Raw genomic sequence first — 25,882 nt, forward strand, 5'->3', positions numbered from 1 at the left:
CAAGCCCGTTACCCGACCCGTCGGACACTCCCTAGCCGTCCGCGCCGTCCGGTCTATCCGCGCCGGTTGGCCCGCCCACGTCCACAGGGCCGCCCGCGTCGTCACCTCAGTCGCCCGTGCCGCCCGTGCCGCCCGTACTGGCCGTACCGTCCGTCAGCGCGTCGAGTCGCGCCAACTCCTCCTCCGTGAGGTTGATTCGGGCCGCGGCGAGGTTCTCGTCGAGGTGGTCGGGGGAGCTGGTGCCGGGGGTGGGCAGCAGGGCGGGGGAGTGGTGGAGGAGCCAGGCCAGGGCGATCTGTCCGGTGGTCGCGTCATGCGCCGTGGCGATCGAGGTCAAGGCGTCCGCGGCGGGGGTTGTGGGCCGGCCTCCCGTCAGCGTCCCGTTGCCCAATGGGAACCACGGTAGGAACGCTGTCCCGGTCCGCTCGCACAGCTTCAGAACGTCCTCGGAGGCGCGGTCCATCAGGTTGTAGCGGTTCTGCACGGAGGCGATGGGGGCCACCTGTCGCGCCCGGGCCAACTCCGCGGCCCCGATGCTGTCCAGGCCGATGTGACGGATCTTTCCGGCCTGTTGGAGCTCCAGCAGGGTGCCCAACTGGTCCGCCATGGGGACGTCGGGGTCCAGCCGGTGCAGCTGGTAGAGGTCGATGGTGTCCGTCCTGAGTCGCCGCAGGCTCGCATCGCACATGGCACGCAGTTGCTCCGGGCGGCCGGCGATGTGCCAGACGTTCGGGCCGGTGCGGACGACCCCGCCCTTCGTCGCGATCACGAGCCCCTCGGGATACGGGTGCAGGGCGCGGGCCACCAACTCCTCGGCCACGTCCGGGCCGTAGTTGTCGGCGGTGTCGATCAGCGTGACGCCGCGATCGACGGACCGCCGCAGCACCGCCAGCAACCGCTCCGGGTCCTCGTGCCGCGGCCCCCAGTACCCGGGGCCGACCAGGCCACCCGTCCCGAACCCCAGCCGCCCGACGGTCAGCGTCCCCCCGAGGGACAACACGGGGCGGACACTGTCGGCCGCACGTGCCCCGGCTACTGCGTGCGCCTCGGTTGCGGTACGTACCCCCGCTGCGGCATGTGTCCCGGTTGCGGCATGGGCCCCGGCTGTCGCGGGCTTCCTGGGCTCGCTGGCCGCCTCGGGGTCCGTGGCGGCGTCGGGTGTCGTCTGGGCATCCATGCTCCGCAGCTTAGGTATCGAGAACTTGGACATCGAGGCGGTCGGACATCGGGGAGATTCAAGCTCCGGGACGATCGGACTCAAGTGAGCGTCAGACACCGGGAGCTCAGACACCGGGAGCTCAGGCACCGGGAGCTCAGACTCCGGGGAGTTCAGGCACCTGGGGTGGACGCTCGAAGCTCCCTTCTGCGCTCCCCTCGGCGCTCCTATCTGTGCTCCTTTCCGTGCTCCCTTTTGCGCTCCCGTCTGCATGATGCCGCCCCGCCTGACCGATGGCCCCTCATCGCCGCTCCCCTTGGTGTGATCGACCGGTCCGCTCCCGATAATCGGGGGCCCGCACCCGTACTCCTTCATAAGATCGCCTGGTGCCCCCTGACATATCGCTGTCCACGCTGGCTCTGCTCTGTCTTGCCGCCCTCGCCGCGGGCTGGGTCGACGCGGTGGTGGGTGGCGGCGGGCTGCTGCTGCTCCCGGCGCTGCTGGTGGGCCTTCCGCAGGTGCCCACCGCGTTCGTCCTCGGTACCAACAAGTCCGCAGCCCTCGTTGGCACATCCGCGGCCGCGATCACTTACCTCCGCAAAGCGCCGATCGACGTCGGTATCGCGCTGCGCATCAGTGCCGCCGCGGTGGCCGGATCACTGGGCGGGGCATTCTTCGCGGCCGGGATCAACAGCGAGGTGCTGCGGCCGTTGATCATGGCCGTGTTGTTGGGTGTGCTCGCCTTCATCCTCTTCCGCCCGGCCTTCGGGACCGCCGCCGCGCCGTCGGGCCCCGTCTCGCGGCAGCGCGTGCTGGCGGCCGTGTTGATCGCGGGCCTGGGGATCGGCTTCTACGACGGCCTGATCGGTCCCGGCACCGGCGCGTTCCTCGTCGTCGCGCTCGTCGCCGTGCTCCATATGGACCTGGTCACCTCGTCCGCCACCGCCAAGGTCATCAACGTCTGCACCAACATCGGCGCGCTGACGATGTTCGCCATCCAGGGCACGGTGCTGTGGCAACTGGGCGCGCTGCTCGCCCTCTTCAACCTCGTCGGTGGCGCGGTCGGCGCCAGGATGGCCCTCAAGCGAGGTGCCGGCTTCGTCCGCGGCGTGCTCGTCTGCGTCGTCATCGTCCTCCTCTGCAAGCTGGCTTACGACCAGTGGTTCGCCGCCTGAGGGGCAGGGGCAGGGGCGGGCGAGGGGCAACCCGCCCGTCAGAAGCGGAAGTTGTGGAGCCGGGGCATCTCCCGGACGCCGGATATCAGGGCCGTGAGGCGGGCCGGCGCCCGATAGTGCGCGGGAGCCGGTCGATGTCCGGTATCTCCAGGGTGCCGAGGCAGGGTGCTGAAGCCCTCGACGATCTTCAGCTCGGGTGCGGTTGGGCGACGTCCGCTGGTCCTCCGCCCCGGTGGAGCGTCGAGCCGGCGCGGACGATCACGGTGTTGAGGCGCGCCGCGCGGACCGCGAACCGACTGAAGGAACTGAAGAAGTCGAACGCCGGCCCGCCGCCAGGCGCATGGGCCATGAGTCGGCAGAGCGATTCGGCACATGGTTCGAGAGTACGGAACATTCAGAAAAATGTGAAGTGCGGGAAGGGTGTGAGTTTTCAGGTACGCGCCGGCCGCCGTTGCCGTTGCCGCTGCCGTCAGGTCCGGGCCGCCGCACTCGCCGCGACGCCCCGGGCCCGTTCGCGCACTTCGGTGACGGCCGTCAGCAGCACCACGGAGTCCTCAAGCGCCTGTAGGCCGTGTCGGGCGTGGGGGACCGCCGCGACATGACCGGTGGTCAGCACCTGGCCGCCGCCCGGGCCGGTCAGCCGTACCCGGCCGCGCAGCACCTGAAGGCTCGCCGCCGGCGGTGCGTTGTGTTCGTCGAGTGCGGTACCGGCCAGCAGCGCGATCACGGTCTGTCGGAGTGGCCCGTCGTGCACGAAGAGATGCGCGCTGCGTCCGTGGGCGGAGGCCCTGGCGTCGTCGAGCTGGTCGCGGATGAGGGTTTCGAGATTCACCATGGCGCGCGCCTTTCGGGTGCGGACCGGCTTTCGGGCCGGGGCCGACGGCAGGGCTCCCCCCTCCATGGTTCTCCGCGCCCCGCACGGCGCAACCGGGACGTACCCCGGCGGTCGCGGCGAATCCGGAGGCAATGGGACGTCCGGGTGCTTGCCGGCAAGGGGCGGCCCGCCGCGCGCCAGTTGATCACCACGGTCCGTACGATGCGAGGCGATCCCTTGATCGAAAGATTGAAAGATCGACGGGCCGGAGAACCGAAACGTGCGACCCACCAGTCCCACACCCACCCCGACCGCGAAGGCTGTGTAACCGTGGCCGACCCCACCGCCCTGAACGAACCCCCAGCCCCTGCCCCGGCCGGGCCCCCGGCGCGCTTCCTGACCGTGCTGACCACCACGGACAGCGAGCGGAAGGCCGAGCGGCTGGCGCGCGGTGCCATCGAGGGCCGACTCGCGGCGTGCGCCCAGATCAGCGCGCCGGTGACCTCGGTGTTCCGTTGGGGCGGCGCCGTGGAGACCAACCAGGAGTGGCAGGTGCTGTTCAAGACGGCGAGCGCGCGCTACGCGGCGTTGGAGGCGTACCTCCTCGACGCGCACGACTACGAGACCCCGGAGATCATCGCCACCCCGGTCACCCACGGTGGCGCCGGATACCTCGCCTGGGTCGCAGAGGAGACGAGCTGACGTGCCGAGGACAACTGACGTGTGGAGGACCGCTGACGTGTCGAGGGCAGCTGACGTGCGCAGGGCAGCTGACCTGCCGAGGACGGCTGGTGCGCAAAGGGGCGTTGACGTGCCGAGCACGGCTGACGCGCCGAGTACGGCCGACGCGCGGAGCGGAAGCGACGGTCAGAGGGCGGCCGACGGTCGGTTGCGCCGGCGGGGGAGGGCGGTGACCCTCGCCCTGGGTATGGCCTTCGGCCTCGCCGCCTCCCCGGTGAGCCACGCGGCCGACAAGGACCCCGGTGCCCACGGCACCCAGTCCACCTTCAGCCACCAGTCCCGCCCCCGCGCCACCTGGACCAGCAAGGACGCCAAGGCATTCTGGACCCCGCGGCGGATGGCCGCGGCGGCCCCGCCCGAACGCGGCACCGGGAAGCCCGCCGCGTCCTCCCAAACGGCGCCGACCGCCGAGCACTTCGACGGGATCCCGTCCGTCGGCGTGCTGTTCTCCGTCGACGGGGAGGCCCGCGAGCACCACTGCACCGCCAGCGTGGTGCACAGCCCGCGCGGCAACCTGATCCTCACCGCCGGGCATTGCAACCCGGGGGCCCGCGCCGCGTTCGTCCCCCAGTACCAGTCCGGGCAGGAATCCCAGCCCTACGGGGTGTGGGCCATCGAGGACACCTACGCGTACTCCGACCGCGGTACCACGGGTGGCGGCGCCGACCTCGACTTCGCCTTCGCCACCGTCGCCCCGGACGACTCCGGTCGGCGCATCGAGGAGGTCACCGGCGGCAACGTCCTGACCACGACGCCCAGTTACCGCAACCAGGTCAGCGTCATCGGCTACCCCAGCGTCCACAGTGACCCGGAGGACCGGGCCGTGCGCTGCGACGCCACCACCGGGCAGTTGGCGGGGACCCGCCAACTCCGCATGGAGTGCAACGGGTTCTACGGCGGCACCTCCGGCAGCCCCTGGTTGACTGGCTACGACCCGCACACCCAAACGGGCCGGGTCATCGGCGTCATCGGCGGCGTCAACGGCGGCGGCCCCCAGGGCCCGCACAGCGACCGCACCTCCTACAGCCCGTACTTCGGCAAAGAGATCTTCAGCCTCTACGACCGCGCCACCAAGGCCCAGGAGCCCCAGGGCCAGGAGGAGAGCGACCAGGGCCCGTCCGGTGGATCGGGGTCGGACAGGTCCTAGCCCTGTCCGATCCTGATCCACCGGACAGGCCCCGGCGGTCCCGCCTCCAAGGGGAGGGCCGGGAGCGGCGCGCTAACGGAGCGCCGCCGTCAGGCCCTTCTCCTTGGGGCCGAGGAAGTGCGGATCGGGGCGCAGCACCGCCTCCGCGGTCGCCTTGCCGGCCGCGAAGATCTCCCGCACCCCGCCGTACGCCCAGGTCACGTCGTGGTTCGCGGCGACCCCGACCCCGTACGCGTCGATCCCGGCCGCCGTGCACAGTGCCAGCGCCCGCCGGATGTGGAAGCCCTGGCTGACCAGCACCGCCCGGTCCACGCCGAAGATGCGGTGTGCGCGCGTGCAGGAGTCCCAGGTGTCGAAACCCGCGAAGTCGCTGACGATCTTGCGGTCCGGGACGCCGTGTTGCACCAGATAGCCGCGCATCGCGTCCGGTTCGTCGTAGTCATGGCGGCTGTTGTCGCCGGTGACCAGGACGGCGCGGACCCTGCCGTCCTGATAGAGGCGGACGGCGGCGTCCAGCCGGTGGGCGAGGTACGGCGAGGGCTCGCCGTTCCACAGGCCGGCGCCGAACACCACCGCCACCGGGGCCGCCGGCACATCGGCGACCGTACGGACGCGCGGGCCGGCGCTGGCGTTCAGCCAGGTCGCCGGCAACAGTGCGAGCACCGCCAGCGCCACGACCACCTGGAACGCCCGCCGCTGCCCCCGCCGGCTCCGCGGCAGCCGTACGCGCCGTATCCAGCCCAGACGCCCCCACAGCCCCCGCATGCCCTGCCCCCGTTCCCCCGGTGCCCGCCGCCCGCAGCGTCGGTACCGTCCCCGTGATCGATGTCGCATGCTGCGACGTGCCGCCGGCTGGCATGGTTGCACTGGGAGGACCGCCGTCGGCAACGTCACAACCGGTCGCGCACGGTCGGCGACGCCCCCGTCGACCACACCGCACCGCACCGCCCGTGGAGGGGCCACGATGACCACCCAGGCCGAGCGCCTGCCGTTCTTCGTCTACGGAACGCTGCGCCCCGGCGAGACCAACTACGCCCGCACCCTGCGCGGCCGCACCGCCACCGAGGAACCGGCCCGGATATCCGGCGCACTGCTCTACGAGGGCCCCGGATACCCGTACGCCACCGCCGGGCCCGCCGACGCCGTGGTGCACGGCGCGCTGATCAGCCCCCGCGACGCCGACTACGACGCCGTCCGAGCCGCACTGGACCTGCTGGAGGGCTACACCCCGGGCGCCCCGGCGGGCACCGGCAACCTCTACGAGCGGGTGGCCACCGAGGCGGTCTGCCCGGACGGCCGGACCGTCCGGGCCTGGGTCTACCTGGCGGCCGAACCGCTCGCCACCCGCCTACGGGCCACCGGCACCCCCGTCGCCGGCGGCCACTGGACCGGCCGCGCCGCCCGGAAGTCCCCCCGATAGCCTGGACGACTCGTCCCGTACGGGCGACTCGTCCCGTACCGGGCGCGCCGCTCAGCACGGCCCGAGCCCGAACCCCGTCCCGCAGCACAGCAGAACAGGTGTGACCCCGTGCCCTCCAATCCCCCGAGCACCCCCGCCCACCGCCCCCTCCCCAAGGCCGAACTGCACCTCCACATCGAGGGCACCCTGGAGCCCGGCCTGGCCTTCACGCTCGCCGAACGCAACGGCGTCACCCTGCCCTACGCCACCGAGGACGAGCTCCGCCGCGCCTACTCCTTCGCCGACCTCCAGTCCTTCCTGAACCTCTACTACGCGCTGATGGAGGTGCTGCGCACCGAGGACGACTTCGCGGACCTGGCGCACGCCTATCTGGCCCGCGCCAAGGAGCAGGGCGTACGGCACGCCGAGATCTTCTTCGACCCGCAGGCGCACACCGCCCGCGGCGTCCCCCTCGGCACGGTCGTCAACGGCCTCTCCCGGGCGCTGGACGCCGCCCCGGAGACGTACGGCATCACCACCCGCCTGATCATGTGCTTCCTGCGGGACGAGAGTGCTGAATCGGCCCTGACGACCTTCGAGGCGGCCCGCCCCTACCTGGACCGGATCACCGCCGTCGGCCTGGACTCCGCCGAGGTCGGCCACCCGCCGTCGAAGTTCCAGGAGGTCTTCGAGCTGGCCAGGGAAGCCGGCCTCAAGTGCGTGGCCCACGCGGGCGAAGAGGGCCCGGCGGCATACGTCTGGGAGGCGCTGGACCTCCTCGGCGTGGACCGGGTCGACCACGGGGTGCGCTGCATGGAGGACGAGCGCCTGGTCGCCCGCCTGGTGGCCGACCGGATCCCGCTCACCGTGTGCCCGCTCTCCAACGTGTGGCTACGGGTCGTCGACGACCTCGCCGACCACCCCCTGCCCGCCATGCTGGACGCCGGGCTGCTGGTGACCATCAACTCCGACGACCCCGCCTACTTCGGCGGGTACGCCGACGACAACTTCACCGCCGTACGGGACGCCCTCGGCCTGGACGAGGAGACCCTGCGGACGCTCGCCCGCAACTCCTTCCTGGCGTCCTTCCTGGACGAGGAGACCCGCGCCGCCTACCTGAAGGAACTCGACGCCTGCTGACCGACGGGCCCGCGCGCCGCTACCGCTCCAACCGCTCGATCCGTACGGCGTACACCTTGAACTCCGGCATCCGGGACACCGGGTCGAGCGCCGGATTGGTCAGCGTGTTGGCCCGACCCTCGCCCGGCCAGTGGAACGGCATGAACACCGTGTCCGGGCGGATCGCCGGGCTCACCCGCGCCGGCGCCACCGCCCGGCCGCGCCGGGAGACCACCGCCACCGGCTCGCCGTCGGCGACGCCCAGCCGGTCCGCGAGCCGCGGGTGGAGTTCGACGAAGGGGCCGGGCTCGGCGCCGTTCAACGCGGCCACCCGGCGGGTCTGCGCGCCCGACTGGTACTGGGCCAGCACCCGGCCCGTGGTCAACACCACCGGATACCCGGCGTCGGTCTCCTCGGCCGCCGGACGGTGCGTGACCGGCACGAACCGAGCCCGGCCGTCGGGCGTCGCGAACCGGTCCAGGAAGAGCCGGGGCGTGCCGGGGTGGACCGGAACCCCGGCCGGCTCCTCGCGGGCCGTCTGCGCCCCCGCCACGGCCTCCGTCGGGTCCGCGGGACACGGCCAGAACACCCCGTCCTCCGCCGCGATCCGCGCGTAGGTGATCCCTGAATAGTCCGCCGGACCGCCCGCCGACGCCCGCCGCAGCTCGTCGAAGACCTCCTGCGGGTCGCTCGGGAAACCCACCGGGTGCCCCAGGCGGGCCGCGAGCCCGCCGAGCACCTCAAGGTCGGTACGGACCCCGGGTGGCGGGTCCACGGCCCGGCGGCGCAACAGCACCCGGCCCTCCAGATTGGTCGTCGTCCCCGTCTCCTCCGCCCACTGGGCGACCGGCAGCACCACGTCCGCCAGCTCCGCCGTCTCGGACCGCACCACGTCCGCCACCACCAGGAAGTCCAGCGCCCGGACGCGCTCCTCCACATGGGCGGCGTGCGGCGCCGACACCACCGGATTGGAGCCCATCAGCAGCAGCGCCCGGATCTCCCCGCCCAGCGCGTCCAGCAACTCGTACGCGCTGCGGCCCGGCCCGGGAAGCGACTCCGGGTCCACGCCCCACACCCCCGCCACGTGGCGGCGCGCCGCCGGATCGTCCAGTCGTCGGTAGCCGGGCAACTGGTCGGCCTTCTGGCCGTGTTCACGGCCGCCCTGGCCGTTGCCCTGACCGGTCAGGCAGCCGTAGCCGGACAGTTCCCGGCCCGCTCGCCCGGTGGCCAGGCACAGGTTGATCCACGCCCCTACCGTGTCGGTGCCCTTCGCCTGTTGTTCCGGGCCGCGTGCCGTCAGCACCATCGAGGACGGCGCATCGCAGAACATCGCGACGGCCTCCCGGAGTTGCGGCACCGAAACCCCCGTGAGGCGCTCGACCAGCTCCGGCCAGTGCGCCATCGCGGCGGCCCGGGCCGCCGGCCAGCCACTGGTGCGTTCGGCGACGAACTCCTCGTCCGTACGGCCCTCGGCGACCACCAGGTGCAGCAGCCCCAACGCCAGCGCCAGGTCCGTGCCCGGGCGCGGCGCCAGATGCAGATCGGCCCGCTCGGCGGTGCGGGTCCGGCGCGGATCGACGACGATCAACCGACCGCCGTTCTCCTTCAGCTCGGTCAGGTAGCGCAGCGCCGGCGGCATGGTCTCCGCCAGATTGGAGCCGACCAGCAGCACGCACCCGGTACGCGCCACATCCGCCAGCGGGAACGGCAACCCCTGGCCCAACCCGAACGCCCGGCCCTGCGCCGCCGCCGACGACGACATGCAGAACCGGCCGTTGTAGTCGATCTGCGACGTGCCGAGCACCACCCGGGCGAACTTCCCCAACGCATACGCCTTCTCGTTGGTCAGCCCCCCACCGCCGAAGACCCCGACCGCATCCCGCCCGTACGCCGCACCGGCCCGCCGCAGCCCGTCCGCGACCCGGTCCAAAGCGGTGTCCCAGTCGGCCGGCACCAACTCCCCGGTCGCCGCATCGCGCACCAGAGGGGAGTCCAACCGCGCCCCGGGGACCAGCAGTTCGGGCGCGGTCCGCCCCTTGCCGCACAGCGCGCCCCGGTTCACCGGGAAGGCGGTCCGCGCCACGACCTCATCGGCCGGGCCGTCCGACGCGGTGGCGGGCCGCAGTCCCATGCCGCATTGGAGGGCGCAGTAGGGGCAGTGGGTCTCGACCGTGGCGGTAGCGGCGGCATTCATGCCGGCCAGCGTGGAACGGGCGTGTTAGGCCGGTGGGTCGCCCCGGTTTCCGGCACGCGGCGGACTCCTCCCACAGGACGGCAAGCCCGCAGCACCGCCGCGGTACACGGAGTTCCCCGACGGGAAACAGCACCGCAACGACCACCTGCCAGGCTCGGCCCATGACGGCGCCGACAGCGAACCACCCCACCCCGGAACCGAACCACTCCGCCGCCCCACCAGCCCCCGCCCCGTACACCCCGCCCCCCGCCCCCCTGGGCGCCGCCGGCCTCGCCTCCGACATCACCGCCGAACTCAGCAGCCGGCTCCACACGGTCCGCCTGCACGGCTTCCGCCGCCCCACGGCACAGCCCCCCGCCCTGGTGGCCGTCGCCCACGGCAGCCGCCACCCCGGGGCCGCGCCCACCGTGCGGGCCCTCCTCAACCGGATCCGCGCACTCCGCCCCGGCCTCCCCGTCCACCTCGGCCACCTCGAACTCGACCGGCCGCTGCTCACCGACACCCTCGCCAAGCTGCGCGACGCGATCGGCCCGGCCGACGCGACCGGCTCGACCGGCCCGGCCGCCCCGGCCGGCTCGATCGGCCCGGCCGGCGAGGTCGTCCTCGTACCGCTGCTGTTCGGCCACGGCCATCACGTCACCCGCGACCTGCCCGCCGCGCTCGCCGCCGCCCCGCACCTCACCGGACGGATAGCCGCCCCCCTGGGCCCACACGCGCTCCTGGTGGAGGCGCTGCACGCCCGGCTCCTGGAAGCCGGGTTCCCCACCGGCCCCCACCGGGGCGGCCGCCCCGCCGTCGTCCTGGCCGCCGCCGGCTCCCGCGCCGCCCGCTCCGCCCGGGACACCGCCCGCATCGCCCGCCTGCTCTCCACCCGCCTCGGCGGCGTCCCCGTCCTGCCCGCCTACGCCTCCGCCGCGTCCCCGACCGTCCCCGAAGCCGTCCGCACACTGGTCGACCGCGGTCACCACCCCCACGACATCGCCGTCGCCGGCTGCTTCGCCGCCCCCGGCCACTTCGCCGACCGGTGCGCGGCCCTCGCCCCCGGGCCCGCCGCCGCACCCCTGGGCGACCACCCCGCGCTGGCCCGTCTCGTACTGCACCGCTACGACCAGGCGCTCTCCGCACGTACCGGATCCGGCACCGAGGGCATCAGGGCGGCTACCGTCGCGGTATGACGGGCACAACACGGGCAACCCCTCCCAGCCCCGGCCAGGACCCGCACGCGGCGCTCCCCGGCTACACCGCGGCGGACGCCGAACGCTGGGTCCCCGAACCGGACAAACGCCCCGGGCGCACCGCCTTCCAACGCGACCGTGCCCGGGTCCTGCACTCCGCCGCACTGCGCCGGCTCGCCGGCAAGACCCAGGTCGTCACCCCCGGCAGCGCCACCCAGGCATGGGACGCCAGCCCACGCACCCGGCTCACCCACTCCCTGGAGTGCGCCCAGGTGGGCCGTGAACTAGGCGCCGCCCTCGGCTGCGACCCCGATCTCGTCGAGGTCGCCTGCCTGGCGCACGACCTCGGCCACCCGCCCTTCGGACACAACGGCGAACAGGCCCTCAACGAGGTCGCCGCACCCTGCGGCGGCTTCGAGGGCAACGCCCAGTCGCTGCGCCTACTGGCCCGTCTGGAACCCAAACGGTTCGTACCGTCCCCGGACGGCGCCCCGGTCAGCGTCGGACTCAACCTCACCCGCGCCACCCTGGACGCCGCCACCAAATACCCCTGGCCGCGCGGCGCCCACCCCGACGGGCCCACCGCCCCGAAATTCGGCGTCTACGCCGACGACCAGCCGGTCTTCACGTGGTTCCGGCAGGGCGCCCCGCCCGCCCGGCGCAGCTTCGAGGCACAGGTCATGGACTGGTCCGACGACGTCGCCTACTCGGTCCACGACGTCGAGGACGGGCTGCACGCCGGCCACCTCGACCCCAACGTCCTGCTCGCCGACCCCGAACGCGCCGAGATCTTCGCGGTCGCCGCGGCACGCTACGCCCCCGGCGCCGGCGAGGCGGAGCTGGCCGCCGCACTGGACCGCCTCCTGGAGCAGGAGTGGTGGCCACACGGCTACGACGGCTCGGCGCTCGCCCAGGCCCGCCTCAAGGACGCCACCAGCCAGCTGATCGGCCGGTTCTGCCTGGCCGCCGAGGGCGCCACCCGGGCCGGCCACGGGAACGGGCGGCTCACCCGCTACACGGCGGAGCTGGTGGTTCCGGCCGAAACCCGGCTGGAATGCGCCGTTCTCAAGGCCGTCGCCGACCGCTACGTCATACAGCGCCCCGACCAGGAAGCACTCCGCGCCGACCAGCGCGTGGTGATCGCCGAACTCGCCGAGGCCCTGCTCGCCCGCGCCCCCGACGGCCTTGACCCGCAGTTCCGTTCACTGTTCGACACGGCCCCCGACGACACCGCCCGCATGCGGGCCGTTATCGACCAGATCGCCGCGCTCACCGACGCCTCGGCACGTACTCTTCACGCCCGCCTCACACGTCCCCCTGGTAACCGTTAGGGCAACCCTGGGTGACCCTTGGGGGGAGGCCCCTCTTCCCCCCTCACGCTCCGTGCGGGACGCTCGTCCCCGCACGGACGCACGGGAACCCGAAAACCATCGAACACATCAAGGGAACGAGAACAACGAGGAGGAAACGGGGGGCACCGGAAACGGGGCAGCAACGGGGGATCCAACGGGGGCGCTCACGGACGCGGACGCGGACGTACGGCACCGCAACGAGGAGGAAGCAAGTGGTCGACACGCACCAGACGTTCGTCATCGTCGGGGGTGGCCTGGCCGGAGCGAAGGCCGCGGAGACGCTCCGCGCGGAAGGGTTCACCGGCCGGGTGATCCTCATCTGCGACGAACGCGACCACCCCTACGAGCGCCCCCCGCTCTCCAAGGGGTACCTGCTCGGCAAGGAAGACCGGGACAGCGTCTTCGTCCACGAACCCGCCTTCTACGCCCAGGCCCGGATCGAGCTCCACCTAGGCCAGCCCGCCGTCCACCTGGACCCCGCCGGCCGCACCGTCCGCCTGGGCGACGGCACCCTCATCGCCTACGACAAGCTGCTGCTGGCCACCGGCGCCGAACCCCGCCGCCTGGACATCCCCGGCACCGGCCTGGCCGGCGTGCACCACCTCCGCCGCCTCGCCCACGCCGAACGCCTACGCGGCGTCCTGGCCTCCCTGGGGCGCGAGAACGGCCACCTGGTCATCGCCGGCGCCGGCTGGATCGGCCTCGAAGTCGCCGCCGCGGCCCGCTCCTACGGCGCCGAGGTCACCATCATCGGGCCCGGACCGACCCCCCTGCACGGCATCCTCGGCCCCGAACTCGGCGCCCTCTTCACCGACCTCCACAGCGAACACGGCGTCCGCTTCCACTTCGGCGCCCGCCTCACCGAGATCGTCGGCCAGGACGGCATGGTGGTGTCGGTCCGCACCGACGACGGCGAGGAACACCCCGCCCACGACGTGCTCGCCGCCATCGGCGCCGCCCCCCGCACCGCCCTCGCCGAACAGGCCGGCCTCGACGTCGTCGACCGCGCCGACGGCGGCGGCATCGCCGTCGACGCCGCACTGCGCACCTCCGACCCGTACATCCACGCCGCCGGCGACGTGGCCGCCGCCGACCACCCCCTGCTCGACACCCGGCTGCGCGTCGAGCACTGGGCCAACGCCCTCCACGGCGGCCCCGCCGCCGCCCGCGCCATGCTCGGCCAAGACATCAGCTACGACCGCATCCCGTACTTCTTCTCCGACCAGTACGACCTCGGCATGGAGTACTCCGGCTACGCCCCGCCCGGCTCCTACGACCAGGTCATCTGCCGCGGCGACGTCGGCAAACGGGAGTTCATCGCCTTCTGGCTCAGGGAGGGACGGGTCCTGGCCGGCATGAACGTCAACGTCTGGGACGTCACCGAGCACATCCAGCAACTGATCCTCTCCGGCGCCCCGTTGGACCCCGAGCGACTGGCCGATCCCACCATTCCCCTGGCCTCCCTGCTCACGTAACGTGCCGGTATGAGCCCTGGCCCCACGAGCCCCACCAGCTCCACCGGCAGCGCCGTCCCCGGCGGAACCGGCGCCCCGGCCGTCACCCTCGACGACGTCCGGGACGCCGCCCGCCGGCTGTCCGGCGTGGCCCACCACACCCCGGTGCTGCGCTCCCGCACCCTCGACGCGCGCACCGGCACCCAGGCGTTCCTCAAGTGCGAGAACTTCCAGCGGGTCGGCGCCTTCAAATTCCGCGGCGCCTACCACGCCCTCTCCCACCTCACCCCCGAACAACTCGCCCGCGGCGTCGTCGCCCACTCCTCCGGCAACCACGCCCAGGCCGTCGCCCTCGCCGCCCGGGAACGCGGCACCCGCGCCGTCATCGTGATGCCCACCGACACCCCGCGCTCCAAAAAGGACGCCACCGCCGGCTACGGCGCCGAGATCGTCACCTACGACCGCTTCACCGAGGACCGCGCGGCCATCAGCGGCCGGATCGCCCAGGAACAGGGCCTGACCCTGATCCCCCCGTACGACCACCCGCACGTCATCGCCGGCCAGGGCACCACCGCCCTGGAACTCATCGAGGAGACCGGCCCGCTCGACGCCCTCCTGGTGCCCATCGGCGGCGGCGGACTGATGGCCGGCGCCGCCACCGCCGCCACCGCCCTGAACCCCGGCATCCGCATGATCGGCGTCGAGCCGGCGGCCGGCGACGACACCCGCCGCTCCCTGGCCGCCGGCCACCGCGTCGCCGTCCCCGTACCCCGCACCATCGCCGACGGCCAGGCCGTCGAGACCCCCGGCGAACTGACCTTCGCGATCAACCGACGGCTGGTCGACTCCGTGGTCCTGGTCACCGACGACGAGATCCGCGCCGCCATGGCCTTCGCCTTCGAACGACTCAAGATCGTCATCGAACCCAGCGGCGCCAGCGCCCTCGCCGCCCTGCTCACCGGCCACCTGGACCACCCCCCGGCCCGCACCGGCGTGATCATCTCCGGCGGCAACATCGGCCTGGACCGCTTCCACGAACTGCTCGGCTGACCCCGCCCCACCGCCCCGGCCGACCCCGGCGGACGCACCCGCCGGGAACTGTCGCACCCCCACCGTAGAATTCACCCGTGGCAGGCAGGATCAACGATGACGATGTGAAGGCGGTACGGGACGCGGTCCCGATCGACGCCGTCGTGTCCGAGTACCTCCAGCTCCGCAACGCCGGCGGTGGCAACCTCAAGGGCCTGTGCCCGTTCCACGACGAGAAGTCCCCGTCCTTCCACGTGAGCCCCGCCAAGGGGCTCTACCACTGCTTCGGCTGCCAGGAGGGCGGCGACACCGTCGACTTCGTCATGAAGATCGACCACCTCTCCTTCGCCGAGACCATCGAACGCCTCGCCGCCCAGGCCGGCATCACCCTCCGCTACGAAGAGGGCGGCTACACCCCCGGCCGCCAGCAGGGCGAGCGCACCCGCCTCGTCGAGGCCCACAAGGCCGCCGCCCAGTACTACACCGACCAGCTCGACAGCCCCGAGGCGGAGATCGCCCGCCGGTTCCTCGCCGAGCGCGGCTTCGACCAGGACGCCGCCGGGCACTTCAGCGTCGGCTACAGCCCCGCCGGCTGGGACCACCTCACCCGCTTCCTGCGCGGCCGCGGCTTCACCGACCAGGAACTGATCCTCTCCGGCCTCTCCCAGGAGGGCCGCCGCGGCCCCATCGACCGCTTCCGCGGCCGCCTGATGTGGCCCATCCGCGACATCGCCGGCGAGGTCGTCGGCTTCGGCGCCCGCAAGCTCCGCGACGACGACAACGGCCCCAAATACCTCAACACCCCCGAGACCCCCCTCTACCGCAAGTCCCAGGTCCTCTACGGCATCGACCTCGCCAAGAAGGAGATCGCCAAGACCAGCCGCGCGGTGGTCGTCGAGGGCTACACCGACGTCATGGCCTGCCACCTCGCCGGGATCACCACCGCCATCGCCACCTGCGGCACCGCCTTCGGCGAGGGCCACATCAAGATCCTCCGCCGGCTGCTGATGGACAACTCCGGCTCCGAGGTCGTCTTCACCTTCGACGGCGACGCCGCCGGCCAGAAGGCCGCCCTGCGCGCCTTCGAGGACGACCAGAAGTTCGCCGCCGAAACCTCCATCGCCATCACCCCCGGCGGCATGGACCCCTGCGACCTACGACTCGCCAAGGGCGACCAGGCCGTCGCCGACCTCGTCGAGTCCCGCACCCCGCTCTTCGAATTCGCCCTCCGCCACGTCGTCTCCCGGCACAACCTCGACACCCCGGTCGGCCGCGCCGCCGCCCTCGACGAGGCCGCCCCCATCGTCGCCCGCATCAAGAACAGCGCCATCCAGCACGAATCCGCCGTCCAGCTGGCCGGCATCCTCGGCATCCTGGACACCCAGTTCGTCGTCCGCCGGGTCTCCCAGCTCGCCCGCTGGGCCCGCGACCGCGGCCGCGACGCCGGCCCCGGCCAAGGCCGCCCGCAGCGCCGCGACACACCCCCCTCCGCCGAGCCACAGCGCCCCGCACCCGGCACCGGCGGCCCCGCCCTCAACCTCCGCAGCCCCGCCCACCGCGTCGAGCGAGAACTCCTCAAACTCGCCCTGCAACGCCCCGACCTCGTCTCCCCGACCTTCGACGCCTACGGTGCCGACGAGTTCACCGCACCCCCGTACGCCGTCGTCCGACAGTGCATCGAGGAGGCCGGCGGCGCCACCGCCGGATCCACCGACGGCGACTACCTCGCCCGGGTGCGCGACGCCGCCCCCGACGACACCGTCCGCGCCATGGTCACCGAACTGGCCGTCGAACCACTGCACACCCGCCGCGACCCCGACGAGTCGTACGCCGGCGTCCAGTTGGTCACCGTCCGCCTCGCCGCCGTCAACCAACGCGTCACGGAGATCCGCGGCACCCTCCAGCGCCTGGACCCACGCGCCGACCCCCAACAACTCACCGCCGTCCAGAACGAACTCTGGGTCCTCCAGCAGTACGGCCAGTCCCTCCGCGAACGCGGCGCCGCCGCCCTCTAGGACGCCGCCGGCCTCAGGGGTGCCCCGGCCCCACCCGCCCCAGGAACCCCGCCGCCCTCCGCCGGCACCTCCCGGTAGCCATTCGGTCACGGACCGGACTCAGAAAGTGCCCGCACGCCCCTCGTGGCGGACATGTGTCGTACTCCACACTGAGGAGCGGTGCCGCAAGTCCCCGGAGCGCGGCACATCCGGCCCCACGCGCCGCCGTACGGGCCGTGAGCCCCCGCGCAGCCGCTCGTGACGTGGGGCGGACCCGGCGGCTCGGCCGCTCCGCCCCGGACCTCGTGCCGCCCCAGCCGCGATCACCTGGAGGTCGCCCCCGTGCAGACCCGGACCCTCCCCGCCGCACCTGCCGATGGCGCACCGGCCGCCCCACCCGATACCGGCCTGCGCACCGCCCCGGTCACGGTGCCGCAGCAAGCCGAACCCCCCGCCGCCGAACTCCTCACCCCGGAGCCCCCCGAACCCCCCGACCCACCAACCACCACAGACACCCCCAACACCACGGATGCCGCCGACACCACGGACACCCCCGAGCACGCCGACACCACGGACCCCGCACCCCGCGCCGACACCAGCAGCCCCTCCTCCGACCTCTTCCGCCAGTACCTCCGCGAGATCGGCCGGATCCCGCTGCTCACCGCAGCCGAGGAAGTCGACCTGGCCCGCCGCGTCGAAGCCGGACTCTTCGCCGAGGAGAAACTCACCCGCACCCCCGACCTCGACTCCCAACTCGCCCACGAACTCGACACGTTGGTCGTCCGCGGCCGGATCGCCAAACGCCGCCTGATCGAATCCAACCTGCGCCTGGTGGTCTCCGTCGCCAAACGCTACGTCGGCCGCGGCCTGACCATGCTCGACCTCGTCCAGGAGGGCAACCTCGGCCTGATCCGCGCCGTCGAGAAGTTCGACTACGCCCGCGGCTACAAGTTCTCCACCTACGCGACCTGGTGGATCCGCCAGGCCATGTCCCGCGCCCTCGCCGACCAGGCCCGCACCATCCGCGTCCCCGTCCACGTCGTCGAACTCATCAACCGCGTCGTCCGGGTCCAACGCCGCATGCTCCAAGAACGCGGCTACGAACCCACCCCCGAGGAGGTCGCCGCCCACCTCGGCCTCACCCCCGAACGCGTCACCGACGTCCTACGACTCGCCCAGGAACCAGTCTCCCTCCACGCCCCCGTAGGCGAGGAGGACGACGTCGCCCTCGGCGACCTCATCGAGGACGGCGACGCCGCCTCACCCGTGGAGTCCGCCGCGTTCCTACTGCTCCGCGAACACCTCGACGCGGTCCTCTCCACCCTCGCCGAACGCGAACGCAAGGTCGTCCAACTCCGCTACGGCCTCGCCGACGGCCGCCCCCGCACCCTGGAGGAGATCGGCCGGATCTTCGGCGTCACCCGCGAACGCATCCGCCAGATAGAGTCCAAAACCCTCGGCAAACTCCGCGACCACGCCTTCGCCGACCAGCTCCACGGCTACCTCGACTGAAAACCCCCGGCCCACCGCTCAGCCCTCCCGCTGGAACGCCCCCGGATGCGCCTCGTCCCGCACCGCCGAGTACTGCTGCCGCACCGCCTGCCACACCGGCAGCTCCTCACCCGGCTCGAAGACCTGGCTCGCCGCCGCCGGCCACCGCGGCGGCTCCGGGTACCCCGCACCGCCGTCCCCACCGGCGGCCGGCCCGGCCGTGCCGTGCGCCACCTGCCACGCCCACGCCGCCTGCCGGGCCGCACCCAGCGCCGCGTACTCCGCCGGCTGCGGCACCACGACCTGCGCCCCGAACAGCCCCGGCGCGGCCGCCTGCACCGCACCCAACTCCGCCGCCGCACCCAACATGAACACCCGACGCACCGCCACACCTCGGCCTCGCAGCACGTCCAACGCGTCCGCGAGCCCGCACAGCATGCCCTCCACGGCCGCCCGCGCCAGATGCTCCGGCTTCATGCTCTCCCGCCGCATCCCGTGCAACGACCCCGCGGTGTGCGGCAGATACGGTGTCCGCTCACCCTCCAGATACGGCAGCAGCACCATCCCGTACGCACCGGGCGACGACGCCAGCGCCAGCTCGGACAGCCCCGCCAGATCCGTCCCCAACAGCTCCGCGGTACCGCGCAGCACCCGCACCGCATTGGTGGTGTGCACCACCGGCAGATGCCGCCCGGTCGCGTCCGCGAACGACGTGATCGTCCCGGTCGGATCCGCCAGCGCCTCCTCGTGGATGGCGAACACCGACCCCGAGGCACCCAGCGACACCACCGCGTCGCCCACCCCGACCCCCAGCCCGAAGGCGGCGGCCATGGTCTCGCCGGTCCCGGCCGAGATCAGCAGCCCCTCCGGCGTGAAACCCGCGGTCCCCGACGGCCCCAGCACCTCCGGCAGCCGCACCTGATGCCCCAGCGCCAGCTCCACCAGATCCGGCCGGTACCCACCCGTCGCCGCCGACCAGTAACCGGTCGCGGACGCCCCGCCCCGGTCCGTGGTCCGCCGCGCCGGCCGCCCCAGCAACTGCCAGGCCAGCCAGTCGTGCGGCGTCATGACCTCGGCGATCCGCGCCGCATTCGCCGCCTCGGACCGCGCCAGCCACCGCAACTTCGTCACCGGATGCTGCGCCTGCGGCACCGCCCCGACCGCCTGCGCCCAGGCCGCCCGCCCGCCCAGCGCGTCCACCAGGTCCGCGGCCGCGCTCTGCGCCCGCTTGTCGTTGCCGACCAACGCCGGCCGCACCGGATTCCCCTCGGCGTCCAACGGCACCAGCCCATGCTGCTGCGCCGCGACCCCGATGGCCTGTACGCCCTCCAGCAGCCCGTTCCCCGCGGCCTCACCGAGTGACATCAGCCACGCCTGCGGATCGACCTCGGGCCCCTTCTCCACGGGGTGCGGTGCGTACCCCTGCCTGATCACGGCACCCGTGTCCGCGTCACAGACCACGATCCGTGTGCTCTCGGACGAACTGTCCAACCCGGCGACTATCCCCATGGCCCCAGATGATGCCCCATGAACCCCATGGGGAAAGAGTCAGGGTTTGCCCACCGGGGCCCGCACTCACGTATTGCTGGTGCCCCACTCGTCCTCATCGGCCGCACGCTGCTCCCGCAGCGACCGCACCCGCTCCGCGACCGGCGCGGGCAGCCGCCCCTCGACCTTCGTCGACACCGTCACAAATGCCTTCGACGCGGCCTGCCGCCCGGTCAGCGCGGCCGACTCGGCGGTATTGCGGACCGCCGGGTTCTGCGCGATCCGCTGGGCATTCTTACGGAGCTGCTCGTACCGCTCCCGCCCGGCCCGGGTGCCGAGCACATATCCCACCGCCAGTCCCGCGATGAACGTGAGCCGGTAGCGCATCGCTCCACCTTTCCCTTGCCGCTCGATCCCGTCCGGTACCGGACGGCACCGGACGCCGGGCTGGGCACCTGCCCCTCGGCACCCGGGCCGCCCGCGGCGACCTCCGGCGATACCGATTGGCGGAGCACCCCCCTGCTTGCGCTAATGTATGTGTCGCAGCGAGCGCACGCCGTCCGGAGCCCCGGACAGCGATGCATTCGAGGCAAGTAGAGCAATCCCCTGTAGCTCAATTGGCAGAGCAGCCGGCTGTTAACCGGCAGGTTACTGGTTCGAGTCCAGTCGGGGGAGCTCAATCCCCTGTAGCTCAATTGGCAGAGCATTCGGCTGTTAACCGGAGGGTTACTGGTTCGAGTCCAGTCGGGGGAGCAGAGGAACGAGGACCCCGGAAGGGGTCCTTTTTCTTGTGCCCGGGAACCGAATCCCCGTTGATCGAAGTCCTCTTGGGCGTGCAAGGTCGTCCGACGGCAGCCCGCACGGGCAGCAGATCGTATGAGCGGCTATGCTGCGGCAGACGGCGCGCACAAATGTGCGCGACGCGCCGTGAGGGGCGGTAGCTCAGCCGGTTAGAGCAGCGGACTCATAATCCGTCGGCCGTGGGTTCGAGTCCCACCCGCCCCACCACTTCACGGAAGCGGAGAAACGTCCTGACCAGCGCCTTAGCTGGTCAGGGCAACGGCCCAGAGATCTTGGCGGCCCGTCCCGATCATGAAATCACACGTGTTGGGACAAAGTTGGGACGCAGGTCACGCGGCGGTGCGAAGTCCCTCGTCCGGCCCCTTGCCCTCGGTGTCCCGGAACGTCTCTGGTGCCTCACCGCGAGCTTCCGGCCGCGTCGACTTCCCTCGCTGGGGACCGTCCTTCTTCGACCGGGGCACGACCGCGTTCGTGGATTCCGCCTCGGCTGTCAGGAGCTGCAGCAGGACGCTCGTATAGGTGTCCGAGGTGATCTGACGGGAGCTGTGCCCCAGCCGCTCTTGGACGACCTTTATGTCCGCCTTGCCTAGCAGTGCCAGCGTTGCCGAAAGGTGACGGGTGTCGTGTAGGCGGATCGGTGGAAGCCCGGACAGTTCGACGAGCCGGTTGAACCGCCGGCTGATCCAATCGGGGTGAAGCGCCTCGCCGTTCTCGTGAGTCCAAACGCGGTTGCTTTCCACCCACGCCTCTTCCCCGGACCACTGCTGACGTTCCCGATCCTGGGTCTCGCGCCACGCTGCCCACAGGGCCCCTGTCATGGCGTCGAGGGTGACGGTGCGGACGCTGTCCTGCTTCGGAGCCTCGTCGTACAGCCGGTAGGCGATCTCAACGATCTGGGCGGAGATGCGGAACCAGTAGCCCGACAGGCTGACTTCTGTCCAGGGCGGCGCGCACATCTCGCCGCGTCGAGGTCCCCGGAAGATGAACCCGTGCCACATGCCGCAAAGCCGGTCGTCGGTGATGAAGTCCAGGAACTCGCCGGTTTGCTCCGGGGCCCACACCATGACGGGGCTGGGCTTCTGGCCCGTGCGCTTCCACTCCGCGACTCGTTCCGGTGTCCACACGAGCGCCTTGGATCACGCCGAAGCCAAACCAGAACCGTCACGCCACGACACCGAAAGCGGCGCGGAGCACCAGCCCGATCCGACTTCTGCTGCCATACGACGGCCCCGCAAGCGAAGCTCGAAGCGCCGGGCGACGGCCGCAGCCGCTGAACCCAGTTCCTGACCTGATCGAGGGGCATGCCCGGGTGGCGTGTCCCTCGCGGGAGTGCAGCGGTCGGATCCCTCGCGTGCGAAGCGTGTATGGCGTGACGCTTCGCCGACTGGTGCGGTGTCGGCGGTAAGGGTGTGAATCGTTGCCCAAGGTCAATCAAGGAAAGATCAAGGGCTCTCCATCTACGCGCGCTATAACGTTACATAAAGATCAAAACGGACCCTTTCTTTTGGCAGACTTTCCTCGGTTGGGTATCGGCTGGTAGAGACCTGAACCGGGGGGAGAGATGGACGAGCAGTATCAGGTTGACCTTGAAGCGTTGGAGAAGGCCGCCACGGGGGTGAACGGCACGCTGGACCAGATCAGTGTCCAGAAAGTGAGCGACATTTCACACGACGAGTCGGAGGTCGGACACGACGGGTTAGCGAGCACCTTGTCCGACTTCCTCGACCGTTGGCAGCGTGGAGTCGGCAACCTCGCAAAGGATGGTCAGGAGATCGCCACCCGCCTGACGGCAAACGTGAACGCCTATCGCAGCGTTGAAGAACACACGCATAAACAATTTCATGGAATGCTGCGCGGGACCACAGACCCGGCGGTGAAGCAGTAGTGACGGATCTCGAACAGGGCAGCCGCGTCAAAGAACTTATACCGGGCAACCCTGCCGCACTGCGTCGCACGCAGTCGGCGCTACAGGCATACGGTGATCTTCTTCATCGCGCCGGCGACGCCTTCCATGACGCCGCAAAGGCCCTGGATGCCTACATCGCGACGTTGTCCTGGGCGCAGAGCCAGGCGCAAGATGCCATCAGCCTCTGGAACTCGGGCGAGGAGCATCACGAAGCTGCGCAGACCAAGTTGGACAACGCTGCTAGCCAGCTGGACACTGCCGGGCAAACTGCGGCCATCATCGTCGGGGAAGCGCGTGACCTCGCACCTCCTGAACCGGGGTTCTGGTCCGAACTCGGCGACGGCATCGGCTCATTCCTCTCCGGTACGGGTCACGTCGTCGAAAAGGTCGGAGAAACCGTACTGACCGACCTTGCCTCGGTGGGCAACGCCATGCTGCACGATCCCGGTGCGGTCGGGCAGGTGCTGGGGGGCATTGGGCTGGCAACCCTCGGCGCCGGCGGAGAAGTGGCCGGCGCCGCGCTGGATATCACCGGGGTCGGCGCCGCGCTGGGCGTACCCGCCGCCGCGGTCTCAGCCACCGCGATCGCCGGTGGCCTCGAATTGGCCGGCGCCGGGGCGAGCAACATCATCAAGGACGCGGCAGGCCCGAACCGCGTGAACATGGAGTCCGACGGGGGAGGCGGGGGTGGAAGGCTGCCGGAGGACAACGGTCACACCCTGCCTCAACGTGACCCAGACCCCAACGCCACAGCACGCGGCAATCCAGAGTCCATCTCCAAGAACGCTGACCCGACAACCGTACGCGCGCTGACACGCCAGAATGAGGCAGCCGATAAGCTAGCTCAGCACGGCTACGACGTTGAGCATTCACCTGAGGTTCCTGGCTCCAAGAATCCTGACTACAAGGTCAACGGCAAGGTATTTGACTGCTACTCGCCCAGTTCCGGTAGCGCCCGGAACATTGCCGGTGAAATCCAGGGGAAGGTCGACAAGGAGCAGACCGAACGTGTCGTGTTGAACTTGACTGACAGCCCTGTCGACATCTCCAAGATGAACGCACAGTTGCACGATTGGCCGAATCCGGGACTCAAAGAGGTAATCGCCATTGATAAAGATGGCAACATTCTGCACCTCTACCCCTAGAACTCGCGAGAAAGACTAACTGCATGGCCATTTCCTACAGCCTCGATATTGCGGCGGAGAAAACCGTCGTACAGGTTGCCTGGCATCTGTGCGACGTCGCCCGGTCTACCGGGACGTTCGATGCCTCAGTCACCCCCGAGGCTCTACTTGAGGAAGGCGCGGTCACCGGGTCAGGCATGTGGATCTCCGTCGGTGAGGACCGGCCGATGCCGTGGGGACACCCTGTGACCCTGGACTTGGGCTTCACTCCGACGGCATCCGTCCGGTTCCGGCTTGATGGGAGGAGGGGGGAACCGTCCGACCAGCAGGACGAAATGATCCGGCTGACGTCTGGCCTCCTGGGGCGGGTCACCGGTGACGCAGTGCTGCACTTCCAGTTCGAGGATATCTGGCTGTTGCGCCGTGGAGCCGAACTGAGTTTGAACGAGCGAGATGACCTGTGGCCTCCAGCGCGTCTCGCCGTGGTCTCCCAGCCCTACCGCCGAGCGACGCACGCTTTCTCCGAGGAGTGACCATGCGCAAAGACTGGGGTTGACGCCGGCGTCGCAAAGTATCCTTTCTCTTCAGGACTTTTTCGGAGGCTCCGCCCAATTGGGGCGGAGCCTCTGCGCGTTGGAAGCGGAATCCGCTGTGCACAGGTTCGAGACGGAGTTCCGAACTGGCGCGATTCCTCGACAGCTTGCTGTTTCCCGTCTAATCGGGACGGTGTCGGGGCGCAGTCGGGACACAAGGACAGGAAGAGACCGGCAAAGACGGGTGGGCGCTGACATGGCACACCCATCCTGACCTGCTGAAACGTCACAAGCGAGCGCGGATAGGCAAGGGCCGCCAAGATCCGAAAAGGACTCATAATCCGTCGGCCGTGGGTTCGAGTCCCACCCGCCCCACCTCAGCGTAGGGCGCCGTAAGGCGCTGAACTGCGAAAACGTTCTGTCGGGGCGCATTGTGAAGGGGGCGACGAGCCCCGCAATGCGCGTTCCGAGATTCAATGGGCGCTTTGATCGGTTCCGCCGGTTCCACGCAGGCTCCGGAGCTGCGTGCGCGATCAGCACGCGCGCCGGCTGATGCGAAGGCTGTGGTCCGAGAGTGGATAGCGGCTGTTCAACGCTGCGGACAGTAGTGGCCAGGTCCACTGGTTCCGCGAACTCCTTGTCACCCCGGCCCCATTGGGCGCCGTCTTGACGTTCCCTCACCCGCCGGTCGCAAGGGACGTCGTCGGCATCCGGCACGCGTTGGGCCTGCGGAACGGCGCAGGGCTGGCCGAGACGATCCGCGGGGCCGACGTCCGACTCATCCCCTGCGGGCCCTCTCACCTGCAACTCCTGGCGCGTCTGGAACAGGCGACCGTCCGGTCACGCCCGGTGCGGTCGGCCGCATCGACCTGACCGCCCGCCCCGGCGCCGAACGCGCCGTCCACGGCCCGGCAGCCTCCCTCGCCCACCTCGGCGGGCCCGATACGTCGCCCGCGGCTCCTACGGTGCGGAGGCGATCAGTGAGGAGGGGCGGACGCCGGCCGCGGCGCCGGGTGCCGCGGTCACCACGGCACGGGCGTTCCGTCCCAGGAGAAGAACGCGCCGGTCGGCCCGTCGTCCGGCAGGAGCGCCAGCCGTACGGCGCCCGCGGCGGCCTCGGCCGGGTCCCCGCCCGCCGCGGCCGCCCGAGGGTTGAGATCGGTGGCCCGCAAGCCGGGGGCTAGCGCGTTGACCTTGAAGCCCTCCTCGGCCAGGGTCTGGGCATAGAGGACGGTCAGGGCGTTGAGGGCGGCCTTCGACGACCGGTACGCGGCGGCACCGCCGCTTCCGGAGGTGAACTGGGGATTCGGGTGCGTGCTCCAGGTCAGTGATCCGGTCCCGCTGGAGACGTTGACGATCCGGGGGTGCGGGGAGCGGCGCAGGGCGGGCAGGAAGGCGTTGGTGACCGCGGCGACCCCGAACACGTTGGTCTCGTACGTGCGCCGGAAGTCGTCTGTGCCGGTTTCGGTCGGCGGGGCGAGCGACGACGAGACGCCCGCGTTGTTGACCAGCACGTCGAGCCGGTCCACCTGCTCCGCGGCTGCGGCGATGCCGTCCGGGTCCGTCACATCGAGGACCAGCAGACGCGCGGCGCCGCCGAACTCCTCGACGGCCCGCCGCCCGCGCCCGGCGTCGCGGGAGCCCACGTACACGCCGAAACCCTCCGCGGCGAGCAGGCGGGCGATGTGCTTGCCAATGCCCTTGTTGGCACCGGTTACCAGTGCCGTGCGATCGTTCATGACAGCCACGGTCCCCTGGCGGAGACCACCCTGCCAGGGACAACCTGTACC

At 71.3% G+C, this 25,882-nt stretch carries 22 protein-coding genes and 3 tRNA genes; 17 read left to right on the forward strand and 8 right to left on the reverse strand.

Annotation, left to right across the window (positions count from 1 at the left end):
• Positions 1 to 106: 106 nt before the first annotated feature.
• Entirely contained in the window at positions 107 to 1,000 is an 894-nt protein-coding gene (locus ACO0M4_RS25745) for an aldo/keto reductase (protein ID WP_430373278.1), read from the reverse strand.
• A 542-nt stretch (positions 1,001 to 1,542) separates the two neighbouring features.
• Between ACO0M4_RS25745 and ACO0M4_RS25750 the strand changes: the two genes are divergently transcribed.
• Entirely contained in the window at positions 1,543 to 2,331 is a 789-nt protein-coding gene (locus tag ACO0M4_RS25750; RefSeq protein WP_430373279.1) for a sulfite exporter TauE/SafE family protein, read from the forward strand.
• Positions 2,332 to 2,800: 469 nt separating this feature from the next.
• Here the strand turns inward: ACO0M4_RS25750 and ACO0M4_RS25755 are convergent, their stop codons facing one another.
• A complete protein-coding gene (locus ACO0M4_RS25755; RefSeq protein WP_430373280.1) occupies positions 2,801 to 3,166 on the reverse strand; it encodes a cupin in 366 nt (121 codons plus the stop codon).
• A gap of 309 nt (positions 3,167 to 3,475) precedes the next feature.
• Between ACO0M4_RS25755 and cutA the strand changes: the two genes are divergently transcribed.
• Entirely contained in the window at positions 3,476 to 3,847 is a 372-nt protein-coding gene (gene cutA, locus ACO0M4_RS25760) for a divalent-cation tolerance protein CutA (protein WP_430373281.1), read from the forward strand.
• Between the two features lie 208 nt (positions 3,848 to 4,055).
• Positions 4,056 to 5,033, forward strand: coding sequence for a trypsin-like serine peptidase (locus tag ACO0M4_RS25765; RefSeq protein WP_430373282.1), 978 nt, complete (start codon positions 4,056 to 4,058; stop codon positions 5,031 to 5,033).
• 72 nt (positions 5,034 to 5,105) lie between these two features.
• Here ACO0M4_RS25765 and ACO0M4_RS25770 read toward each other — a convergent pair whose 3' ends face one another.
• On the reverse strand, positions 5,106 to 5,798 hold the full coding sequence (locus ACO0M4_RS25770; RefSeq protein WP_430373283.1) for a SanA/YdcF family protein: 693 nt from the start codon (positions 5,796 to 5,798) through the stop codon (positions 5,106 to 5,108).
• Positions 5,799 to 5,997: 199 nt separating this feature from the next.
• On the opposite strand from ACO0M4_RS25770, the gene ACO0M4_RS25775 reads away from it, so the two are divergent.
• Both ACO0M4_RS25775 and ACO0M4_RS25780 read left to right on the forward strand, forming a co-directional pair.
• Positions 5,998 to 6,453 carry a gamma-glutamylcyclotransferase family protein gene (locus tag ACO0M4_RS25775; protein ID WP_430373284.1) on the forward strand — a complete coding sequence of 152 codons (456 nt, stop codon included), beginning with the start codon at positions 5,998 to 6,000 and terminating at the stop codon, positions 6,451 to 6,453.
• A gap of 108 nt (positions 6,454 to 6,561) precedes the next feature.
• Positions 6,562 to 7,572 carry an adenosine deaminase gene (locus tag ACO0M4_RS25780; protein WP_430373285.1) on the forward strand — a complete coding sequence of 337 codons (1,011 nt, stop codon included), beginning with the start codon at positions 6,562 to 6,564 and terminating at the stop codon, positions 7,570 to 7,572.
• A 19-nt stretch (positions 7,573 to 7,591) separates the two neighbouring features.
• Here ACO0M4_RS25780 and ACO0M4_RS25785 read toward each other — a convergent pair whose 3' ends face one another.
• Positions 7,592 to 9,745 carry a molybdopterin oxidoreductase family protein gene (locus ACO0M4_RS25785; protein WP_430373286.1) on the reverse strand — a complete coding sequence of 718 codons (2,154 nt, stop codon included), beginning with the start codon at positions 9,743 to 9,745 and terminating at the stop codon, positions 7,592 to 7,594.
• A gap of 161 nt (positions 9,746 to 9,906) precedes the next feature.
• Here ACO0M4_RS25785 and ACO0M4_RS25790 point away from each other — a divergent pair, with 161 nt between their 5' ends.
• The 6 genes from ACO0M4_RS25790 (at position 9,907) to ACO0M4_RS25815 (ending at position 18,261) form a co-directional block, all read left to right on the forward strand.
• Entirely contained in the window at positions 9,907 to 10,920 is a 1,014-nt protein-coding gene (locus ACO0M4_RS25790; RefSeq protein WP_430373287.1) for a sirohydrochlorin chelatase, read from the forward strand.
• On the forward strand, positions 10,917 to 12,251 hold the full coding sequence (locus ACO0M4_RS25795; protein ID WP_430373288.1) for a deoxyguanosinetriphosphate triphosphohydrolase: 1,335 nt from the start codon (positions 10,917 to 10,919) through the stop codon (positions 12,249 to 12,251). The genes ACO0M4_RS25790 and ACO0M4_RS25795 overlap by 4 nt, the downstream gene beginning before the upstream one ends.
• A gap of 233 nt (positions 12,252 to 12,484) precedes the next feature.
• Positions 12,485 to 13,747: an NAD(P)/FAD-dependent oxidoreductase gene (locus tag ACO0M4_RS25800; protein WP_430373289.1), complete on the forward strand. Its 1,263-nt coding sequence runs from the start codon at positions 12,485 to 12,487 to the stop codon at positions 13,745 to 13,747.
• Positions 13,748 to 13,756: 9 nt separating this feature from the next.
• The gene (locus ACO0M4_RS25805) at positions 13,757 to 14,776 is read left to right on the forward strand and encodes a pyridoxal-phosphate dependent enzyme (RefSeq protein WP_430373290.1); all 1,020 of its coding nucleotides are present in this window, start codon (positions 13,757 to 13,759) and stop codon (positions 14,774 to 14,776) included.
• A 77-nt stretch (positions 14,777 to 14,853) separates the two neighbouring features.
• Positions 14,854 to 16,770 carry a DNA primase gene (gene dnaG / locus ACO0M4_RS25810; protein ID WP_430373291.1) on the forward strand — a complete coding sequence of 639 codons (1,917 nt, stop codon included), beginning with the start codon at positions 14,854 to 14,856 and terminating at the stop codon, positions 16,768 to 16,770.
• Between the two features lie 237 nt (positions 16,771 to 17,007).
• Positions 17,008 to 18,261, forward strand: a complete 1,254-nt coding sequence (locus ACO0M4_RS25815; RefSeq protein ID WP_430373292.1) for an RNA polymerase sigma factor — start codon at positions 17,008 to 17,010, stop codon at positions 18,259 to 18,261.
• 18 nt (positions 18,262 to 18,279) lie between these two features.
• On the opposite strand, the gene ACO0M4_RS25820 is transcribed toward ACO0M4_RS25815, so the two are convergent.
• The gene (locus ACO0M4_RS25820) at positions 18,280 to 19,749 is read right to left on the reverse strand and encodes an FGGY family carbohydrate kinase (protein WP_430373293.1); all 1,470 of its coding nucleotides are present in this window, start codon (positions 19,747 to 19,749) and stop codon (positions 18,280 to 18,282) included.
• 66 nt (positions 19,750 to 19,815) lie between these two features.
• Positions 19,816 to 20,115: a YtxH domain-containing protein gene (locus tag ACO0M4_RS25825; RefSeq protein ID WP_430373294.1), complete on the reverse strand. Its 300-nt coding sequence runs from the start codon at positions 20,113 to 20,115 to the stop codon at positions 19,816 to 19,818.
• Between the two features lie 215 nt (positions 20,116 to 20,330).
• Here ACO0M4_RS25825 and ACO0M4_RS25830 point away from each other — a divergent pair.
• The 3 genes from ACO0M4_RS25830 to ACO0M4_RS25840 all read left to right on the forward strand — a co-directional run bounded on the left by ACO0M4_RS25830 (position 20,331) and on the right by ACO0M4_RS25840 (position 20,736).
• A tRNA-Asn gene (locus ACO0M4_RS25830) sits at positions 20,331 to 20,403 on the forward strand.
• 5 nt (positions 20,404 to 20,408) lie between these two features.
• A tRNA-Asn gene (locus tag ACO0M4_RS25835) sits at positions 20,409 to 20,481 on the forward strand.
• 178 nt (positions 20,482 to 20,659) lie between these two features.
• Positions 20,660 to 20,736: transfer RNA gene (locus ACO0M4_RS25840), tRNA-Ile, on the forward strand.
• A gap of 122 nt (positions 20,737 to 20,858) precedes the next feature.
• Here ACO0M4_RS25840 and ACO0M4_RS25845 read toward each other — a convergent pair.
• Positions 20,859 to 21,593 (reverse strand): tyrosine-type recombinase/integrase, encoded by a 735-nt coding sequence (locus ACO0M4_RS25845; RefSeq protein ID WP_430373295.1) that lies wholly within the window; start codon positions 21,591 to 21,593, stop codon positions 20,859 to 20,861.
• A gap of 497 nt (positions 21,594 to 22,090) precedes the next feature.
• Here ACO0M4_RS25845 and ACO0M4_RS25850 point away from each other — a divergent pair, with 497 nt between their 5' ends.
• The 3 genes from ACO0M4_RS25850 to ACO0M4_RS25860 are packed head-to-tail and all read left to right on the forward strand — an operon-like array spanning position 22,091 to position 24,092.
• Entirely contained in the window at positions 22,091 to 22,414 is a 324-nt protein-coding gene (locus ACO0M4_RS25850; protein WP_430373296.1) for a hypothetical protein, read from the forward strand.
• Positions 22,414 to 23,580, forward strand: coding sequence for a putative T7SS-secreted protein (locus tag ACO0M4_RS25855; protein ID WP_430373297.1), 1,167 nt, complete (start codon positions 22,414 to 22,416; stop codon positions 23,578 to 23,580). Before ACO0M4_RS25850 ends, ACO0M4_RS25855 begins: the two co-directional genes overlap by 1 nt.
• Positions 23,581 to 23,603: 23 nt before the next feature.
• Positions 23,604 to 24,092: a SitI3 family protein gene (locus tag ACO0M4_RS25860; RefSeq protein ID WP_430373298.1), complete on the forward strand. Its 489-nt coding sequence runs from the start codon at positions 23,604 to 23,606 to the stop codon at positions 24,090 to 24,092.
• 1,022 nt (positions 24,093 to 25,114) lie between these two features.
• Here the strand turns inward: ACO0M4_RS25860 and ACO0M4_RS25865 are convergent.
• On the reverse strand, positions 25,115 to 25,831 hold the full coding sequence (locus ACO0M4_RS25865) for an SDR family oxidoreductase (RefSeq protein ID WP_430373299.1): 717 nt from the start codon (positions 25,829 to 25,831) through the stop codon (positions 25,115 to 25,117).
• Between the last annotated feature and the right edge of the window lie 51 nt (positions 25,832 to 25,882).

This window comes from Streptomyces sp. RGM 3693, from assembly GCF_050471125.1.
In the GTDB taxonomy this organism is placed as follows: domain Bacteria; phylum Actinomycetota; class Actinomycetes; order Streptomycetales; family Streptomycetaceae; genus Streptomyces.